This is a genomic window from Flavobacterium aquidurense (assembly GCF_002217195.1).
GTDB classification, from domain to species: Bacteria; Bacteroidota; Bacteroidia; order Flavobacteriales; family Flavobacteriaceae; genus Flavobacterium; species Flavobacterium frigidimaris.
In genome coordinates, this window is the sequence record NZ_MUGR01000044.1 from 24,055 (window position 1) to 43,089 (window position 19,035).

Annotated in this window: 13 protein-coding genes; 9 read left to right on the forward strand and 4 right to left on the reverse strand. The window is 33.9% G+C overall.

Going from position 1 to position 19,035, the window contains the following annotated elements; translation table 11 throughout:
• Window positions 1–12 precede the first annotated feature (12 nt).
• A complete protein-coding gene (locus B0A67_RS20925; RefSeq protein WP_072965016.1) occupies window positions 13–474 on the forward strand; it encodes a DUF1810 domain-containing protein in 462 nt (153 codons plus the stop codon).
• 291 nt (window positions 475–765) lie between these two features.
• Here the strand turns inward: B0A67_RS20925 and B0A67_RS20930 are convergent, their stop codons facing one another.
• Entirely contained in the window at window positions 766–2,178 is a 1,413-nt protein-coding gene (locus B0A67_RS20930) for an APC family permease (RefSeq protein ID WP_072965017.1), read from the reverse strand.
• Between the two features lie 429 nt (window positions 2,179–2,607).
• On the opposite strand from B0A67_RS20930, the gene B0A67_RS20935 reads away from it, so the two are divergent.
• From B0A67_RS20935 to B0A67_RS20955, 5 genes are all read left to right on the forward strand, one after another.
• Window positions 2,608–3,006, forward strand: a complete 399-nt coding sequence (locus B0A67_RS20935; RefSeq protein ID WP_072965018.1) for a hypothetical protein — start codon at window positions 2,608–2,610, stop codon at window positions 3,004–3,006.
• 32 nt (window positions 3,007–3,038) lie between these two features.
• Window positions 3,039–3,470 carry a hypothetical protein gene (locus tag B0A67_RS20940; protein ID WP_072965019.1) on the forward strand — a complete coding sequence of 144 codons (432 nt, stop codon included), beginning with the start codon at window positions 3,039–3,041 and terminating at the stop codon, window positions 3,468–3,470.
• A 103-nt stretch (window positions 3,471–3,573) separates the two neighbouring features.
• On the forward strand, window positions 3,574–3,984 hold the full coding sequence (locus B0A67_RS20945; protein WP_123887445.1) for a DUF5958 family protein: 411 nt from the start codon (window positions 3,574–3,576) through the stop codon (window positions 3,982–3,984).
• A 387-nt stretch (window positions 3,985–4,371) separates the two neighbouring features.
• A complete protein-coding gene (locus B0A67_RS20950) occupies window positions 4,372–5,799 on the forward strand; it encodes a sensor histidine kinase (RefSeq protein WP_242671003.1) in 1,428 nt (475 codons plus the stop codon).
• Window positions 5,789–6,181: a response regulator gene (locus tag B0A67_RS20955; RefSeq protein ID WP_072965022.1), complete on the forward strand. Its 393-nt coding sequence runs from the start codon at window positions 5,789–5,791 to the stop codon at window positions 6,179–6,181. The genes B0A67_RS20950 and B0A67_RS20955 overlap by 11 nt, the downstream gene beginning before the upstream one ends.
• Window positions 6,182–6,184: 3 nt before the next feature.
• Here B0A67_RS20955 and B0A67_RS20960 read toward each other — a convergent pair whose 3' ends face one another.
• Window positions 6,185–7,627 carry a C40 family peptidase gene (locus tag B0A67_RS20960; RefSeq protein ID WP_072965023.1) on the reverse strand — a complete coding sequence of 481 codons (1,443 nt, stop codon included), beginning with the start codon at window positions 7,625–7,627 and terminating at the stop codon, window positions 6,185–6,187.
• Between the two features lie 425 nt (window positions 7,628–8,052).
• On the opposite strand from B0A67_RS20960, the gene B0A67_RS20965 reads away from it, so the two are divergent.
• Window positions 8,053–9,441 (forward strand): Kelch repeat-containing protein, encoded by a 1,389-nt coding sequence (locus B0A67_RS20965; RefSeq protein ID WP_072965024.1) that lies wholly within the window; start codon window positions 8,053–8,055, stop codon window positions 9,439–9,441.
• 222 nt (window positions 9,442–9,663) lie between these two features.
• Here the strand turns inward: B0A67_RS20965 and B0A67_RS20970 are convergent, their stop codons facing one another.
• Together B0A67_RS20970 and B0A67_RS20975 are read right to left on the reverse strand one after the other, a co-directional pair.
• A complete protein-coding gene (locus tag B0A67_RS20970; protein ID WP_072965025.1) occupies window positions 9,664–11,928 on the reverse strand; it encodes an aconitate hydratase in 2,265 nt (754 codons plus the stop codon).
• A 127-nt stretch (window positions 11,929–12,055) separates the two neighbouring features.
• Window positions 12,056–14,827: a bifunctional aconitate hydratase 2/2-methylisocitrate dehydratase gene (locus B0A67_RS20975; protein WP_072965030.1), complete on the reverse strand. Its 2,772-nt coding sequence runs from the start codon at window positions 14,825–14,827 to the stop codon at window positions 12,056–12,058.
• 442 nt (window positions 14,828–15,269) lie between these two features.
• Here B0A67_RS20975 and B0A67_RS20980 point away from each other — a divergent pair, with 442 nt between their 5' ends.
• Window positions 15,270–17,771 (forward strand): XrtN system VIT domain-containing protein, encoded by a 2,502-nt coding sequence (locus B0A67_RS20980; protein ID WP_072965026.1) that lies wholly within the window; start codon window positions 15,270–15,272, stop codon window positions 17,769–17,771.
• Complete coding sequence (gene xrtN / locus B0A67_RS20985) at window positions 17,771–19,012, forward strand: exosortase N (protein ID WP_072965027.1); 1,242 nt, start codon at window positions 17,771–17,773, stop codon at window positions 19,010–19,012. The genes B0A67_RS20980 and xrtN overlap by 1 nt, the downstream gene beginning before the upstream one ends.
• Window positions 19,013–19,035 lie beyond the last annotated feature (23 nt).

A 19,035-nucleotide genomic window follows, 5' to 3' on the forward strand; every position in this document is an offset into this window, starting at 1 on the left:
TACATTACCAAAATGGCTCACTCAAACAATGATTTATTGCGTTTCTTAGATGCGCAAAACAAACTTTATCTTACTGCTCTTTCTGAAATCAAAAAAGGAAAAAAAGAGACTCACTGGATGTGGTTCATTTTTCCTCAGATTAAAGGATTAGGCAAGAGCGATACTGCGAATTATTACGCCATTAACGATCTAAAAGAAGCAACTGAATTCCTGGAACATCCTATTTTAGGAAAACATCTTATAGAGATTTCTGAACTGTTTTTGACTTTTAAAAGAAAATCAGCAGACGGAATTTTAGGAGATCTGGATGCGCGTAAATTACGTTCTTCTATGACTTTATTTTCTTTAACAGAAAATACAAATCCTGTATTTCAGGAAGTATTAGAAGCTTTTTTCTCCGGAGAATCAGACCCGCTTACTTTGTCCATTATTAATTCATCTATAAAATCTTCTCTTGAAACTGAAATGGCATAATTGTCATTAACATTCATTAGATTATTTACATTTAAGACACTACATTTTTTGCTTTGGCAATTGGTAGTGTCTTTTTTTTTAGCCCAAAGATTTGGCGGATTAAACGGATTTACACGGATTTTTTATTACTAAAAATAGAGCACAAAAAATACCTTGCTATAAACAAGGCATTTTATATTTGAAGCAAATTAAGTAAAGTAAAAAGAAAACCTGCGTAAATCTGTTTAATCCGTAAAACCCGTGGGCAAAATTAAACTTTGAACCTTTGTTCCTCTGAACCTTTGTCCATTCTTACTGTTCTTTTGGTTTCGTCAAGTAATATACCGGAATTCCTGTTAGCATTATCAAAACTCCCCAACCACAAGTCGAGAATTTTGTGATTAATAACGAAATACAAACTGCACTTGCAATTACGATATATAACAAAGGCAAAAACGGATATCCAAAAGCTTTATAAGGTCTTTCTACATGCGGCATTTTTTTGCGTAAAATAAAAATTCCGTAGATAGTCAGGATGTAAAAAATCAAAACAATGATGATTACGAAATCTAATAAATCTCCGTATTTCCCTGTCAGACACAAAGCCGAAGCCCAGATACATTGCGCCCATAAAGCCCATGATGGTACACTGAATTTATTTAGAACAGCTGCTTTTTTAAAGAATAAACCATCCGTTGCCATTGTATAATATACTCTTGCTCCCGCCATGATTAATCCGTTATTACACGCAAAAGTCGAAATCATAATCATAATGGCGATAATCAGTGTTCCGATATTTCCAAAGATATATTGTGAAGCCACAACTGCCACCCTATCAGATTTTGCCGTTGCAATTTCGTCTAACGGAATCACTGCCAAATACATCAAATTGGTCAGAACATAAATAATAGTCACAATAAAAGTTCCTAAAAACAAACTGAAACCAACGTTACGCTTCGGGTTTTTAATTTCTCCTGCAATAAAGGTTACACCATTCCAGGCATCACTGGAAAATAAAGATCCCACCATTGCAGCCGAAATTCCGCTAATCAAAGCCGTTCCGCTAATTGGCAGCCACGAACTGGTATCTTTATTAAACGAACGTGTTGTCCAGGCATCTGCCCAGTTGGCATCCCAAACCGAAGCTTTTGCAGCCAATGTTAGCCCGAAAATAATTAAACCCAGCAAGGATAAAATTTTAATAATCGTAAGGACCGTTTGTAGAATTTTTCCGTTTTTGACACCACGGCTGTTAATAAAAGTTAGTAAAACAATCGTTAGGATCGAAACAATCTGAGCTGCATTAAGTTTAAAAGAACCCAATTCATAAAGAATGTTTTCATCGCTTAACGGTTCATACAGATAAGCTGCAAACTTTGAGAAAGCTACACCAACGGCAGCAATTGTTCCGGTCTGAATGACAGCAAAAAAACTCCAGCCGTACAAAAAAGCAATAAGTTTATTATACGCTTCTTTCAGGTAAACATATTGTCCTCCCGCTTTGGGGAACATCGCACTAAGCTCGCCGTAACTTACAGCGGCAATAATAGTAATCAATCCTGAGATGAGCCAAATAAGCGTTAGCCATCCGGCTGACCCCACTTGTCTGGCGATATCGGCACTCACGATAAATATCCCCGATCCGATCATAGAACCTACCACAAGCATGGTTCCGTCTAATAATCCGAGTTCTCTTTTAAAATGTTCCTGGTCTTTTTCCTGCATGGTTTTGGTTTTTGGGTTGGTTAAAGATATACTTTTTTCTGAAATTTTAGATTTTAGATTGTTGATTTTAGATTCTTATTAAAAGCCTCATTCTGAACGATCATATTACTAAATGAGAACAGCTTTTAAACCTAAAATTGTCAAATTCTAAAATCTAAATTCCAAAATCTAACAATCTAAAATAAATTGGGCGTGTCCCTTCGGGTCGGGCTTTCGGCTAAATTCCCAATTAATAAAAACTACGGTTAAAAAGCCTTGTTTTTCTAAATCGGGAGATACCGCCTCTATCCCTCACGCAAATTCTGTTTTCATTAGAAATTTAGCTTAACAATCTCGTTTACGGATTTCCATAAAATAATAGTTTTTTATCTGGTTACATTTGGCATACAATAAGAGTATCTAACACTTGCAATTCTATATTAAATCACAATGAAAAAATTATCACTGATCCTGTTATTACTTATTCTTAATTCCTGTGCTACCAATTATTATTTTGTAAACATTGATGAAGACACTACTATTTTCACTTCTAAAGATGGAAAAAAATCAGTAACTACGATTCCTAAAGGATCCTCTGCATACATTAATAGAAGTGATAAAACAGCAAGAAAAGTAAAATGGAAAAAATTTAAAGGCTGGGCTGTAAATCCTGCATATAGCAATAGAATCTTTTCCAGCAATTCAAACAGCAACAGTTATACTAAAGATAGTTATACTAAATCCCCAACAAAAACTTCATCAGGAGGAACTGTTCAGGTAAAAGGTTACACAAGAAAAAACGGGACATATGTTGCTCCTCATACTCGAAGTGCTCCTAGACGAAAATAATCACTAACAATTTAATAACGAACCAAAACATCATGAAATTATTTATAACCTCATTAATAATTGTGCTTCTTAACGTTGGTACGAAACACACTGAAAGAAAAGAAACGATTAAAACTCAAAATATAAATACAGTAAAGAAAGCCACTTTAAAGACTTTTACTTATGAAGATATTGCCAGATATACTATGGCATCTATTATGGGGCAGCAACCTAAAATAATTACTGCAACCAAAAAAGGAGATTTATACTACGTCTCATATATCAGAAAGTCAGATAATATAAAATTCGATTATAAAATAAAGTTTGAAGGCAATAAAATTCTTTGGTCTAATATTGATGGAAGATGGAGAAACTCTCAATATGATGAAAAAGTTACTTTTATCGAAAAAAACAATAAACTTTCTATAATTCAAATTTTTAGTGACGGCTCTAAAGATGTTCAAGAATATAAAAAGGGTCAATAAAAATCTAACTTTTAAACAACGCAAGTAGATATTTTATACTTTAGCAAAGATTAGAATCCAGTAAAGGAGAAACAACAATTTATAGAAATTGAATTATCTTTTTATGTATATAATGTCCCAACAAGAAGAAATAATCAACAAAATTGCACAGGACAAAATAGCCTTTGACCTTGGGATACAGCTATTATTAGAAGATCCGGAATATAATTTTAAAAGTATTTTTACAACTTTAACAAATTACATATTCAATGCTATTCCAGAGAAAACAAATTATAATACTGAAACTTATCAAAATGCTATTAGTACAATTCCTTTAAAACCGACCTATACTCCAATTGTACTTCTAAAAATATTCCCTACGCGAGTTGCTTTTTATAAATTAGCAGAACTTCCTGAAAACGAAAATAAGAAAATTCTAACTTCATTACTCTGGATTTTTAAAGTAACAGACACTGAAAGACGCAATACAGAATGTAAAAATGGTTGCGGGCATTTCTGGCATGAACTAGAATAACCATCAACAGATTTAAAGTCATCCTACACTTTTAGATCTTAGTACCAAAAAAATTTAACGACTGCCTATTCCTGCAGAGCATAAATTAATAACATTCTCTGAAAAACCAAAACAAAACCAGTAAAGCACTAAAAATAAGGCTTTTGGATATTTTTATTTAAATAAATAAAAATTTAACAGGAAAAAATAGATCATTTGTAAAATGAGATTCTTTTTTTATTAAATTTGAGAGAAGTGACAATAGTCATAAATACCATATATTCCATTAACAATTGTTTATTTTTTATCTGTAGAATAACTGTACCTCAAGGATTATTAATACTAAAGAGTTAAACAAAAAAGACTTTATAAGGCAGAAAATTAAAACGTTAACCTACAATCCCGAAAATGATGTCTAAAAATCTATTTTTAAAAAATTTTCGTCTTCCCAACGTTTTTGCCCTTTTAATAATTGTTTTTATTTCCTGTGCCCTGCTAATTTGTATCAACTTTTTTACCATTAAAATATTATCTGCCAACAGAGCTTATGTCAATGGCGAATCGCATTACTCCAAAGGTCAAAAAGACGCTTCCCGCCATCTTATTACTTATTTGTATACTAAAGAACCTAATCAGTGGAAATTGTACACAGAAGAGCTAAAAGTTCCGCAAGGCGATGGCATTGCACGCAGAACACTTTTAGCCGCCGGAGACAATCAAGTGGTACGACAAGGATTTACCACTGGGCGCAATCACAAAGATGACTTAGACGATCTTGTCTGGTTGTTTGTCAATTTTAAGAATATATCATTTTTAGCAAAAGCGATTCACGAATGGGAACAGGGTGATAATTTAATAGATGAGCTCTCTGTTATTGCAACACAAATTAATTATAAAATAGAACACGGTGTACTGACAGCAGCTGATCAGCAAAAATATCTATCCCAAATTAGCGATATCAGCGATAAACTCACTATTAATGAACGTAACTTCTCAAATACTTTGGGAGAAGGAACAAGAAAAATTAAGAGTCTATTAATCATTACTAATATTGTTTTTATCTTAATTATCATTTTAAGTGTCTGCTCCTACTACTCCATAATGGTACGAAGACTTCTTGCTTCTAAAAAAGAAACTGAAATTAAAAATGAAGATTTAATAGTCGTGAACCGCGAATTAGATCGCTTTGTTTATAGCGCATCCCACGATTTAAGATCGCCCATAACTTCATTGAAAGGCTTAATTGAAATTACGCAACTGGAAGATGATATTGACCAGATTAAAGATTATTTGCATTTAATGCATCAAAGTCTTGCTAAACAGGATCAGTTTATCAATGACATCATTGACTATTCGAAAAACAAGCGTAAACAAGTAATCGTTGAACCTGTTAGTTTAAAGGAATTATTTGATGAAGCAATTGCTCAATTGATGCATATCGAAAATGCAAACAAAATTACTTTCACACAAGAATTACAAGTTGATCATATCCAAAGCGACGGATTACGCCTGAAAATAATTATTAGTAACCTAATCTCTAATGCCATAAAATATGCCGACAACAGCAAAGAGGAAATGTTTATCGCCATAAAGACGTATATCGCTGATGGCTGCCATAAAATTGAAATTGCTGACAACGGAATTGGAATTAACGATGAATTTAAAGATTTTATTTTTGAAATGTACTTTGGGACTAATAAGAACAAAGGTTCCGGATTAGGCCTTTATATCGTAAAAGAAGCTGTAGAGCATATTAAAGGAAACATATCAGTATGCTCTGAAAGTACTATTGGAACTAAGTTTACTGTAACAATACCGAACTCAAATGGAATCTAAACCTACATTCTTATTAATTGAAGACAATTTGATTGATCAGCTAATCATAAAACAATTATTCAGGAAAGTACTTAATATTGATCAAATTGTAATTGCTAATAACGGCAGAGAAGGCCTGCAATGGATTAATGGAAATAAAAAACAACAATCCTTAATCATTTTACTAGACATTCAAATGCCAATAATGAATGGCTTTGAATTTTTGGACGAGTTTGATAAACTGAGTACGGAAATTAAGAAAGAAACTCACATCTACGTTCTTTCATCTACTTTAGATTCTGATGAAATCCTGAGAATAAAGGAAAACAATTATGTGAGCGGTTTTTTAAGCAAACCGTTTCCTATTCAGGAATTTAAAAACATCGTTAACTTAGAGAGTTAAGATCTATTGCAGAACACGATTTACCTGTGAAAAACTTCTTTGGTAGTAAGGCTCTTTTGTAGAAGAAATGATAACGCCACCATGAGTTGAAGAGTGAACAAATTTAATTTCTCCGTCAGCAACTTCAACGACCATACCAACATGATTTATATGGCGCCTTCCGTTTGTCTTAAAGAAAATCAAATCTCCTTTTTTAGCCTCTTCAGTACCTACTTTTGTACCAACACGGGATTGCTCGATAGAACTTCTTGGCAATTTTATATCGAAATTATTAAAAGTACAAATCATTAATCCGGAACAATCAAAACCAGCTTTTGTGGTTCCGCCCGATCGATAACGGGTTCCTATGTTCTCAGTTGCATTCATAATCAACTGATTAACCAACTCTGAATGATTACTTACTGTAAACACTGAACTTGTATCCTTATTGATGTCTGAATTATCAGCAACCTGTACAGCCGCTGCTGAGTTATCATTGATTTCCGGAGTTGTTTGCAAACCTGCGGCAGCATCTGCTTTTTCTTTTGATGTATTAATTTTTAACACATAACCTACTGGCAATTTTGCTTTGATAGATGGATTTTGGCGTTCCAATTCTGCAACCGTTATTCCGTATTTTTTAGCAATAGCATATTTAGTTTCCCTTGGCTGTACCTCAACAACAACATCTACATTTTTTGCAGGTATAATTTCCGGTCTCACTTCATCATTTTTAGTGGTACTTTCTGATGGTGTAATCGATGTTTCAGCAATCCGGGTTCCGGATTCAACAGAAAGATCTTCTGTCTGCTGATTGGTTTTTTCTTTTGAAGTCCTGATTTTTAAAACATAGCCTACAGGCAGTTTCTTTTTGATAGATGGATTTTGGCGTTCCAGTTCAGCAACCGTTATTCCGTATTTTTTAGCAATAAGATATTTTGTTTCTTTTGGTTTTACTACAACCGCAACCTCAACATCTGTGAAAGGAATTATTTCCGGTTTTTCTATGCTCTGATTTTTCTTTGTTTTTTCAGTTGACACAATAGCATTAGACGGAATATTAAGCTTCTGTCCTATTTGCAGACCTTCACTTTCAAATGCTGGATTTGCTTTTTTTAAATCATCAACAGAGATATTGTATTTTTTTGAAATTGCCCAAAGATTTTCTTTTTCCTTTACTTCGTGCAATCCTGAATTCGAAATTATTGCAGGAGTTGTATTGGCAGCAATTTCAGTTTTTTTTGCACTAGCTTTTTTATTGTTATTTGGGATTAAGAGTACCGAATTTAGTTTTAGAACTTTAGGCGCATTGGGATTAGCATCTTCAATCTCTTTAGTTTTTACACCATATTTTTTAGCAATTACAGATAGGTTTTCTCCTTTTGATATTTTGTGCTTGATAAATTTCTCCTGAGAAAAAACACCAACACTAAAAAAAAACAATACTATAATTAATCTAAAAACCATACCTATTAAAGTTTAATGAATACTCTTTTAAGTTAAGACAATATTTTAAACTCAAAAAAAGCGAAAATATTACCCAAAAAGCGAATTTAACTTTTTAAAGTAAAAAACACACTATTTTTAACATCTAATTTTGTTCAAATTAACAATTGCAGGATAAAAGTTTCCTCAACACTTTGAAATCAGGTCTTTTATAAATAGTGACCTTTTTTTAATAAAAGCTAATTCAAATCTGATAATAGAATAAAGAACTACTACATTTTAAAAACTTTCCTATTTCGATAACTGGTGGTTATTCCCCTATACTACATGTAAATTTTAAATCAATTTTCTTTCAAAAAATACTCTCGGCATAAAATTTGTACGAATATTTTTTCATATTAACCAATAACCTTACTTTATTAAACTAACTTTAACTCTAAAATAGCTTGAAAAAATTACTTTTCTTTTTTGCCCTTTGTCCTTTATTATCCATTGCACAAAACATACACGGAACTATAGTTTCTCAAAACACTAATCTTCCGCTTGAAAACACCAATGTCTCTGCTCTATCAAGCAAGGTTGGAACAATAACTGATGAAAATGGACAGTTTTCCTTAAAACTTCTATCAAAATTTAAAGGCGACGAAATATTAGAATTCTCTCAAGTGGGATATATTACCACACAGTTTTCTTTAAGTTATCTGGCAAAGAATAACTACAAAGTTTTTCTGGAAGAGGAAGTACAAAATTTATCAAACGTAATCATTGCTGCCACGCACAAATTGAAGTTAAAACTTCCGTATAACAAATTAACACCTATAAAACATGGTGTTTTTTCATTCGGTTCTTTTTTGAAAGATGGAAAAATTTATGTGATTGGTGGTGATACCTCTGTTGAAGCAGATCTACTGCAACTAATTCGGTCAAAAAGAGCTGATTTCAACTTAAACAACTATATGGAAGCTTCAAAACAAATCTCTTTATTTTCTTATTATAGACGAGATTTTTCTATTTATGACATTAAAACTGACACTTGGGAATATCCAAAATTAGAATTAAAAATAAATAAAAGAGCTTATCATAATATTCATTATTACGACAATTCGATCTATATATTAGGCGGGAAAAAATTATTCGTTAATAATAGAAATATTTGGGAATACCTGCAGGATCAAATTGAAGTTTTGGACCTGGAGAAACAAACCATTAAAATCGATAATACAAATCCACATCAGGCTGCTGATTTTGCTTCGTTTACTTATAAGGATAATATTGTTGTCCTAGGAGGATCTATAAGTTCGACTGAAAGCGGCGAAAAAAAATTCACTAACAAAGTACATTTATATAACATTCCTTCGGGATATTGGTACGAACTTACTAATATGCCAACCCCAAAAGAAACGACAGGAATTTTGGTCGATGATAAAATTTATCTCATTGGCGGAAATGATGGCAAACCTTTATCTCAAATAGAAACTTTTGATTTAAACACGCAGGTTTGGCAAACAGAAGGCGAACTATTTTCAGCACTGGACAAACCAGCCATAGCGTATCATGAAAATATGATTTATGCTTACGAAGATCAATTAATATATACTTATGATGTAATGACAAGACAACTTAAAGAATATGAAATGGATTTGGCTTTAAAGTATTCGGCAATGTATTATGACGATAATAAATTATACCTTTTGGGAGGACGTAATGAAAACAGACATACTAAATCTCCTTCCTCTAATGTTTTTAGTATTGATGTTGAAGATTTCAAAAATACAAAACCAACCAGAACTAAGATTTTGTCACAGAAACCAAACATAGTTAAGGCTCATGGCTGATTTGATAATTCCCATTATTTTGAAGATGGATTTATTGAAAGATTTTAAAAACCACAAATCTTCTGATGAAAACAAGTGTCCTAGCCCAGATAGAAGCGGCATCCTTTTTTTATGGCTTTTTCTGCCATAAAAAAAGATATAGCGGATAGCTGGAAATAGCTCCTAAATAAAAAAACGCCCTGTTTTCACAGAGCGTTCTTGTTATAAATGGAATCTTAAAGATTAAGCTTTTCCGGCAGCGATTAAGTTTAATGCTGAACCTGCAACAAACCAGCCAATCTGACCAGCGTTGTAAGTATGGTTTGCCAGAATGATGTCTTTGGTACCATTGGCGTGAACGAATTCTAATGTTAATGGTTTTCCAGGAGCAAACTCAGTTAAATCAGTAAAATTGATAGTATCATCTTCCTGAATTTTATCATAATCCGCTTCGTTTGCAAATGTTAATCCTAAAAGTCCTTGTTTTTTAAGGTTTGTTTCGTGAATACGGGCAAAAGATTTTACCAATACCGCTTTAACACCTAAGAAACGTGGCTCCATTGCAGCATGCTCACGAGATGAACCTTCGCCATAATTGTGATCTCCCACCACGATAGACGGAACTCCAGCGGCTTTGTATGCACGAGCTACAGCAGGAACTGCATCGTAAGTACCGGTTAATTGATTTTTGACAGAGTTTGTTTTTTGGTTGAATGCATTTACTGCACCAATTAACATATTGTTTGAAATATTATCCAAGTGTCCGCGGAAACGCAACCATGGTCCGGCCATAGAAATATGATCGGTAGTACATTTTCCGAAGGCTTTGATCAATAATTTAGCACCTGTAATGTTTTTACCATCCCAGGCATCAAACGGAGCTAATAATTGCAAACGCTCAGATGTTGGACTTACCACTACCTGAACTCCGGAACCGTCTTCTGCCGGAACCTGAAATCCCGGATCTTTAACATCAAATCCTCTTGGAGGCAATTCGTCTCCGGTTGGTGCTTCAAGCATTACTTCTTCGCCATCTTCGTTGATTAGAGTGTCTGTTAAGGGGTTAAAACCTAAGTCACCTGCAATAGCCATAGCGGTAACCAATTCTGGCGAACCTACGAACGCTAAAGTGTTTGGGTTACCATCTGCACGTTTTGAGAAGTTACGATTGAAAGAGTGAACAATAGTGTTTCTTTCTTCTTTCTCTGCTCCTTCTCTATCCCACATACCAATACATGGTCCGCAGGCATTAGCAAAAACGGTAGCACCAATTTTTTCGAATGTATCTATAAATCCGTCTCTTTCGATAGTATAACGAACTACCTCTGAACCCGGAGTAATAGTAAATTGAGATTTAGTTTTTAAGTTTTTAGCACTTACTTGTCTCGCCAAAGAAGCTGCACGAGCGATATCTTCGTAAGAAGAGTTGGTACAAGAACCAATCAGACCTACCTGAATTTGTAAAGGCCAGTTATTTTTGATGGCTGCTTCTTTCATTTTAGAAATTGGAGTAGCTAAATCCGGTGTAAAAGGACCGTTTAAATGTGGTTCTAATTCCGTTAAGTTGATTTCGATAACCTGGTCAAAATATTTTTCAGGGTCAGCATATACTTCCGGATCTCCGGTTAAGTAAGAAGCTACTTTATCTGCCGCATCAGCAACATCAGCTCTGTTTGTAGAACGCAGGTAACGACTCATAGAATCATCATAACCAAAAGTTGAAGTTGTAGCCCCAATTTCAGCACCCATGTTACAAATAGTTCCTTTTCCGGTACAAGACATAGAAGTTGCACCTTCACCAAAATATTCAACGATCGCACCAGTACCTCCTTTTACAGTAAGAATACCGGCAACTTTAAGGATAACATCTTTAGGAGCTGTCCAGCCTGATAATTTACCGGTTAGTTTTACTCCAATTAATTTAGGGAATTTCAGTTCCCAAGCCATACCGGACATAACGTCTACGGCATCAGCTCCACCAACACCAATGGCGACCATTCCTAAACCACCTGCATTTACAGTGTGCGAATCGGTACCAATCATCATTCCACCCGGGAAAGCATAATTTTCAAGTACTACCTGGTGAATAATTCCTGCTCCCGGTTTCCAAAAACCAATTCCGTATTTATTAGAAACTGACGACAAGAAGTCGAAAACTTCATTACTTTGTGTTTTTGCTCTGGCCAAATCTGTTGCAGCATCAACTTTTGCCTGAATCAAGTGATCGCAGTGCACTGTTGTAGGTACTGCTACCTTAGGTTTTCCAGCGTGCATAAATTGCAATAATGCCATTTGCGCAGTTGCATCCTGACATGCTACACGATCCGGTGCAAAATCAACATAATCTACTCCTCTTCCAAACGCCTTGGTTGGATTTCCATCCCAAAGGTGATTGTATAAAATTTTCTCTGTTAACGTAAGTGGACGACCAACAATCTCGCGTGCTTTATCAACACGACCTGGCATGTTCTCATACACTTTTTTAATCATTTCAATATCAAAAGCCATAAGTATAATTGTTTTTGTTTTTTTATTTTGAACATCACAAGTTACAAAAAATAGAGGAGCTGGAAAAGAAAAAGCCTGAGTTTATCAACTCAGGCTTTTTATATATAATGATTATAACTAATCAGGATTACATTACTAACAATTTATGAGAGGGAGCAAACCTTGTCAGGTTAATACCTTCTACTGCTGCTGTATACTCCTCTAATGTAGGAGTTCTTCCAAGAATTGTAGATAAAACTACTACCGGTGTTGAAGAAAGTAATGACTCTCCTTTTTTACCTTCAGTATCTTCTACTACTCTTCCCTGGAAAAGACGTGTTGAAGTTGCCATTACAGTATCTCCTTTTGCTGCTTTTTCCTGGTTCCCCATACAAAGGTTACATCCCGGACGCTCTAAGTACAACATGTTCTCATATTCAGTACGTGCTGCTCCTTTAGGTGCATTATCGTTGAATTCGAAACCAGAGTATCTTTGTAAAACTTCCCAGTCACCTTCGACTTTAAGTTCATCTACAATATTATAAGTAGGTGGAGCCACTACAAGCGGCGCCTTGAATTCAACCTTACCGTGAATATCTTCAATGTTTTTAAGCATCTGAGCCAAAATCTTCATGTCTCCTTTGTGAACCATACAAGAACCGATAAACCCAAGATCTACTTTTTTTACTCCACCATAAAAAGATAAAGGTCTGATGGTATCGTGTGTGTATCTTTTAGAAACATCCGCATTATTTACGTCCGGATCCGCAATCATTGGCTCGATAATCTGATCAAGATCAACAACAACTTCAGCATAATACTTCGCATTTGCATCTGGAGTCAAGGCTGGTTTTTCAGCTGATTTAATCTCTGTAATTCTCTTATCTGCTTTATTGATCAATCCCTGAAGAACTTGTTTCTCATTGTCCATTCCTTTGTCAATCATGATCTGGATTCTGCCTTTTGCAATTTCCAGCGATTCAATTAAGGTATCGTCTTCAGAAATACAGATAGAAGCTTTTGCTTTCATTTCTGCAGTCCAGTCAGTAAATGTAAATGCCTGGTCAGCAGTAAGAGTTCCAAGATGAACCTCGATAATTCTACCCTGGAAAACATTTTCACCACCAAACTTTTTAAGCATCTGAGCTTGTGTAGCGTGAACCACATCACGGAAGTCCATGTAGTCTTTCATCTCTCCTTTGAACGTCACCTTTACAGATTCCGGAATTGGCATTGAAGCTTCTCCAGTAGCCAATGCAAGAGCAACTGTTCCTGAGTCAGCACCAAAAGCTACACCTTTTGACATTCTTGTATGAGAGTCACCACCAATAATGATAGCCCACTCATCAATTGTAATATCGTTAAGTACTTTGTGAATTACATCTGTCATTGCATGATAAACCCCTTTTGGATCACGAGCTGTGATCAAACCAAAATCGTTCATGAATTTCATCAATTTTGGAATGTTTGCCTGCGCTTTTTTATCCCAAACTGAAGCTGTATGACAACCTGATTGGTATGCACCGTCAACGATTGGCGAAATTACTGTAGCAGCCATAGACTCTAATTCCTGAGCAGTCATAAGACCAGTCGTATCCTGAGAACCTACGATATTAACTTCTACACGAACATCTGAACCTGCGTGTAATACTTTACCAGCAGTTATACCAACAGCATTTCTGTTGAAGATTTTTTCTACCGCTGTAAGTCCCTGTCCTTCAACTGAAATTTCTTTTGATGGAGCGAATACAAGTGGAGCTTCGATATCTAAAACTTTTGCCGCTAATGTTTGAAGTTTTTTACCAAAAACAATTGCGTATGATCCTCCAGCTTTGATAAATTCCATTTTCTGAGGCGTAAATGCCTTAGAAATGTCTATCAATTCCTGATCACCGTTGTATAATTTTTTTGTTTTTGTGTTTATTGTAAGTACAGTTCCTGTAGCAACAGAGTATGCTTCTTCAAGAATTGGCTCATTATTCTCATTTCGAATAATATTACCTTCTGCATCCAGCTTTTTTACCCAGTTTTTAAGGTCTAAACCAATACCACCAGTAACGTCAACAGTTGTTAGGAAAATTGGAGAAATACCATTTGTTCCTGCAACGATTGGAGCAATATTAATAAATGGAACATAAGGGCTTGCTTGTTTACCTGTCCAAAGTGCCACGTTGTTTACACCTGACATTCTTGACGAACCTACACCCATTGTACCTTTTTCAGCAATCAACATAACGCTTGCGTCTGGATGTTTTGCCTGTAATGCTTTGATTTCTTCTTGTGCCTGAGGCGTAATCATACATTTACCGTGAAGTTCACGGTCAGAACGTGAGTGCGCCTGGTTACCCGGAGAAAGTAAATCTGTCGAAATATCTCCTTCACCAGCGATATAAGTAACTACTTTAATTTCTTCAACTACTTCTGGCAGTGAAGTAAAAAACTCTGCCTGTGCGTAACTTTTAAGAATTTCAATAGCAATTGGATTACCATTTTTAAATGCTTCTTTAAGACGGTCTGTGTCTGCCTCATAAAGGTAAACTTGTGTCTTAAGAACATCTCCTGCTTGTTTTGCAATAGAAGTATGATCACCAAGCGCTAAATCTAACAACACTTCAATCGAAGGTCCGCCTTTCATATGTGATAATAACTCAAAAGCAAAAGCAGGTGTTATTTCTTTTACTTCGGATTGGCCCAAAATAATTTCCTTTAAAAACTTAGCTTTCGTACCAGCTGCACTAGTAGTACCTGGTACAACATTATAAATAAAAAAGTTCAGAGAATCTTGTCTGTACTCGTTATTCAAATCTTTAATTTGTTCAATGATTTCGCCTAATAATTCAGCGCCATCAATTGGTTTCGGGTTAAGCCCTTGACCTTTTCGTTCTTCAATTTCTTGGATGTAATCCTGATAAATATTCATAATAAAAGTCTTTTCTAGGTATTTTATTTTTTTTGTACGCAAATTTAGGTATTAAAGCCGACAATTAAAAAAAATATAATAGAAGTCGACTTTTCAAAAATTATTATTGCTAAAAAACGATTTTCACTGCTTGTTTTTGTCAAAATATCAATTTTGAATTGAAAAAATAAATTATTGATATTTTAAAATCTTTTCTTTAACAAAGTCGGAATTTGCTGTTATAAATGAAGTCAGATTTTACCTCTATTTAATCAAAGAACGGTTCTAAATAAGAAATTATAACGTTATAGTTACTCTTTTACACCACTTTTTCTTCTGCATTTTAAAAAATCAATTCTAAGATTAAACTTTCATTCATTTTCAAAAAAAATCAAATAAAAAACTTGTAATTCAAATTATTTTATAGCTTTGCAACTCAAAGTGCTTTTAAATAAATATAACTATGAAACACAAATTAGATTTTTTAGAATATTATACTCAAAAACCCGGAGTAAAAATTAGTTTAATCGTAACACTGTTTAGCAGTATTTTTTTAATTATCGCTCTTCTCTGCAAAGAGCATCATGTGCGTAATTACGAATCAATTGATGTATTAAGTCTCATATTCGAATTTGTATATGGAGTTGGAGTTTCCTTCTTAATACTTAGAAAAAAAGAAACCTATATTCATTTAGTTCCTTTCCTGATTCTAAACTGGTTTATTGGGTGCTTTAGTTTAAATACCTTCATCCCTGTTTTTCAGGATCTCCCTGTATGGGTTTATTTAGCCACTCTGGCTTTTTGTCTGTCTAATTTTTTTATTTACAGAAATTCAGATGAAAAGGGAAATACGTCTATTGCTTTTTTCATAAATGGCATATCGTTTTCAATCATTTTATATTTTGCGCTTTACCTGATTCCAATTATGCCATTCTCTTTTATGGGACTTATAGCTTTAGGAGTAGGCTTCTATGGCTTGGTACCGGCACTTGTTATTATTATCCATACAGTCACAATTATTCGATATCTCAGTAACAATAAAATTTATGCTGTTTCTTTTAGCGGAGGTTTTTTAGTGGTATTAATTAGCATGATCGTCTTTACTGCAGGATTAAATATTGAAAGCAGAAAAATAACTCAACTGAACACTATCAATTCATTTGACCAAAACAATGAGCTGCCTCATTATATCTCCATTTCACAGAATTTAAAGCCTAATTTTTTTAACGAAATTCTATTAAAAAAAGACATCGTATACATTCCGCTTCATGATATATTTTCTTTTAACAGTTTTAACTCCTTTGGCAGTAAACAATTTAATGAGCGTAAAATTCATAATCCGTTTATATCAATTGCTTATTTGTTTTGCCAAGACCTTAATCTGGACTACGATGATAAAATAAACATTCTAAAATCAAACTTTGACAAACGATTAGAAACCGAAGAACAATTATGGAGTGGCGACGATTTATTTACCAAAAGCATTAAAGAAGATGTGAAAATTTATCCGGAAACGCGTTTGGCTTATACTGAAATCACAATGAAAATTGCCTGCGAGCAAGAATCCGCGAGAAACGACAAGGAGGCTATTTATTCTTTTCAATTACCGGAAGGTGCTGTTGCAACATCGTTATCATTATGGGTAAACGGAATCGAAAGAAAAGGAATTTTGACTACAAAAGAAAAAGCGAAGGCTGCATATAAACAAATTGTTGGTGTAGAATACCGCGATCCCTCTTTAATGCAATGGAAAGAAGGAAACAAAGTGGTTGTCAGGATTTTCCCGATTAATTATAAAACGCCACGCACTTTTAAATGTGGTTTTACAACTCCTCTAAAAGTCGAAGACAATCAAATGAAATATCAGAGTCTTTCTATAAAAGGCCCGAACATTTCGAACGCCGAAACGATATCAAGAATCCAGACCGTTGGAAATACAAAAATAGAAACCAGCAAAAATTTTGAACGGAATAAGGACCACTACATCAATCAATCGAAAGGATTAGACGAATGGGAAGCTGCTATGCCATTATCAAAAACTCTACAATCAAATTCATTTGTTTGGAAAAATAAAGTGTATGAAGTCAAAGAAATTCAGAAAACAGCTATTCCGTTTACACCTTCAGAAATTATATTAGACCTGAACAGCAGCTGGACGACCAAACAAATCGAATCTTTTGTGGACTTAAATAAAAAGAATTTGTTTGTTATTATAAATGGTGAAAAGAAAGCAATCGATAAAGACAATTTTAAAGCTATGGAATTAGAATTTGAAGATCTGCATTATTCGTTGTTACCGCTTTATAAAATCACTCCAAACAGCTTAATCATCACAAAATGCGGTACGTTTTCTGCTAATTTTGAAGAACTTGAAGATTCCGGTTATTTAAAGGAAATAAGAACCGGAACAAAAGAGCGAAATTTAAAAGTAATTAATATTTCATCTGATATTAATCCGTTCTGGCAGACTGTCAAGGAGCAAAAATATGTAGATTACTTTCAGACGAGCTTAAAAAACAGCTTAGAACTCATTAATAAAAATCAATTTATTCTATTTAAAACAGCAGCGAACACGGTCAATATAGAACCTGCAAATATTGCGATTCAAGAAATTCCGCAAACCAGCGCTACCAAAAGCAATGGACCAAATCATATTTACAGAATGTATGCTTTCGGAAAAGTACTTGAAGAACAGGTTAAAATTCAGAATGATTCACTAGTTCAAAACCAATATGTAGATCTGGCAAAAGATGCCAATATTTTAACGCCAATATCTTCTCTAATCGTTCTTGAAACTGATGCAGATTACAAAAATAACGGAATCGAAAAAAATGTAGACACTTTAGGAAATGCTTCTATCAACAATGACGGTGCTGTTCCTGAACCACACGAATGGGCATTAATTATTCTGGGATCTACAATACTTTTCTTCTATTACAGAAAAAACAAAAAGCAAACTATCTAATGAATTTTATATTTCAATACAAAAACGCAATTACCCTATTGATTCTGGCTTGTTTACTGGCTATGAACTCCAATATAGTGATGTCTGGGCTTGACAGTAATCTATTCGGAATTGTATTTTCAATCGTATTGTTTCTAATTGGGGGTAGAAAAACTTCATTCAATATGAACTACCCTCTTTTAGTTTTAATTTTTATATTAGAATTTATAAGCTTTCGTTTGCATACCAAATCTTTGCATTTTTTAGCTTTAGCATTGCTAGCCTGCTTTTTATATTACAGTCTTACCAGAAAATTTTCATTCATCGCCTTTATCTGTATCTTATTATTCTCATCCGTTTTCAGTACTTTTTTTGATTATTTGACTGTAGAAATCAAACAAACTCTTTGTTACGGCGTATATCTCACTTTAAAAGATTTCATCCCAATAACAAAGATCGAAGGTGTTAATTTTTATATCAACAATGCGAAAATCACTATAGATACGGCATGTATGGGATTGTCGATGTTTAAAACCGGTTTGCTTGTTGGAGCTTTTTTACTGACTCTGGAAGAACGAAAACAACATAAATATTTCAATATCAAACAAATCTTTCTGTTTTGTTTTATGGTGATTTTATTCAATATCATTTCGAATTATTTCAGAATCGTAACTTTAATTTTATTTAATTGCACAGAAGAGAATACTTTACATTACACGATTGGTTTACTTTGTTTTGCATTTTATCAAATTATACCAATGTTATTCTTCATTCGTTTTTTTAAACCTAATCAAGAAGAAACACTCCAGTCAAATTCTAATAAATTTACCTTCTTACTTATTACAATAGCATTTTCAATTGTACTCATAACCAGCTTAGAAATCAAAAAAGAATTGAAACATAATTTGCTCGAAAATTTAAATACAACTTATAATCTTAAAAAAGGAATCTGGATAAGTCCTGAAGTTTTTAAAATTGTAACTCCTGAAAAACTTATCTATATTAAAACTCCGTCACACAATCCTTTGGTCTGCTGGACAGGAACTGGGTATAAAATTATAGAATCGAAAATGATTTCTTCGGACAATGAAAGAATATGGCAGGTAAAAATGGAGAAAAACAACATTCAATATTACTCATATTGGTGGTATGAATGTGATCGCAAAAAATATACTTCGCTAGTTGAAGTCCTTTTAATCAAACTTTTTTATAATAAATCTGTGCGACTTGTAAACGAAACCGGTAAAACCCAATTGATATAAAAAAAGGAGCCGTCTCAAAACAA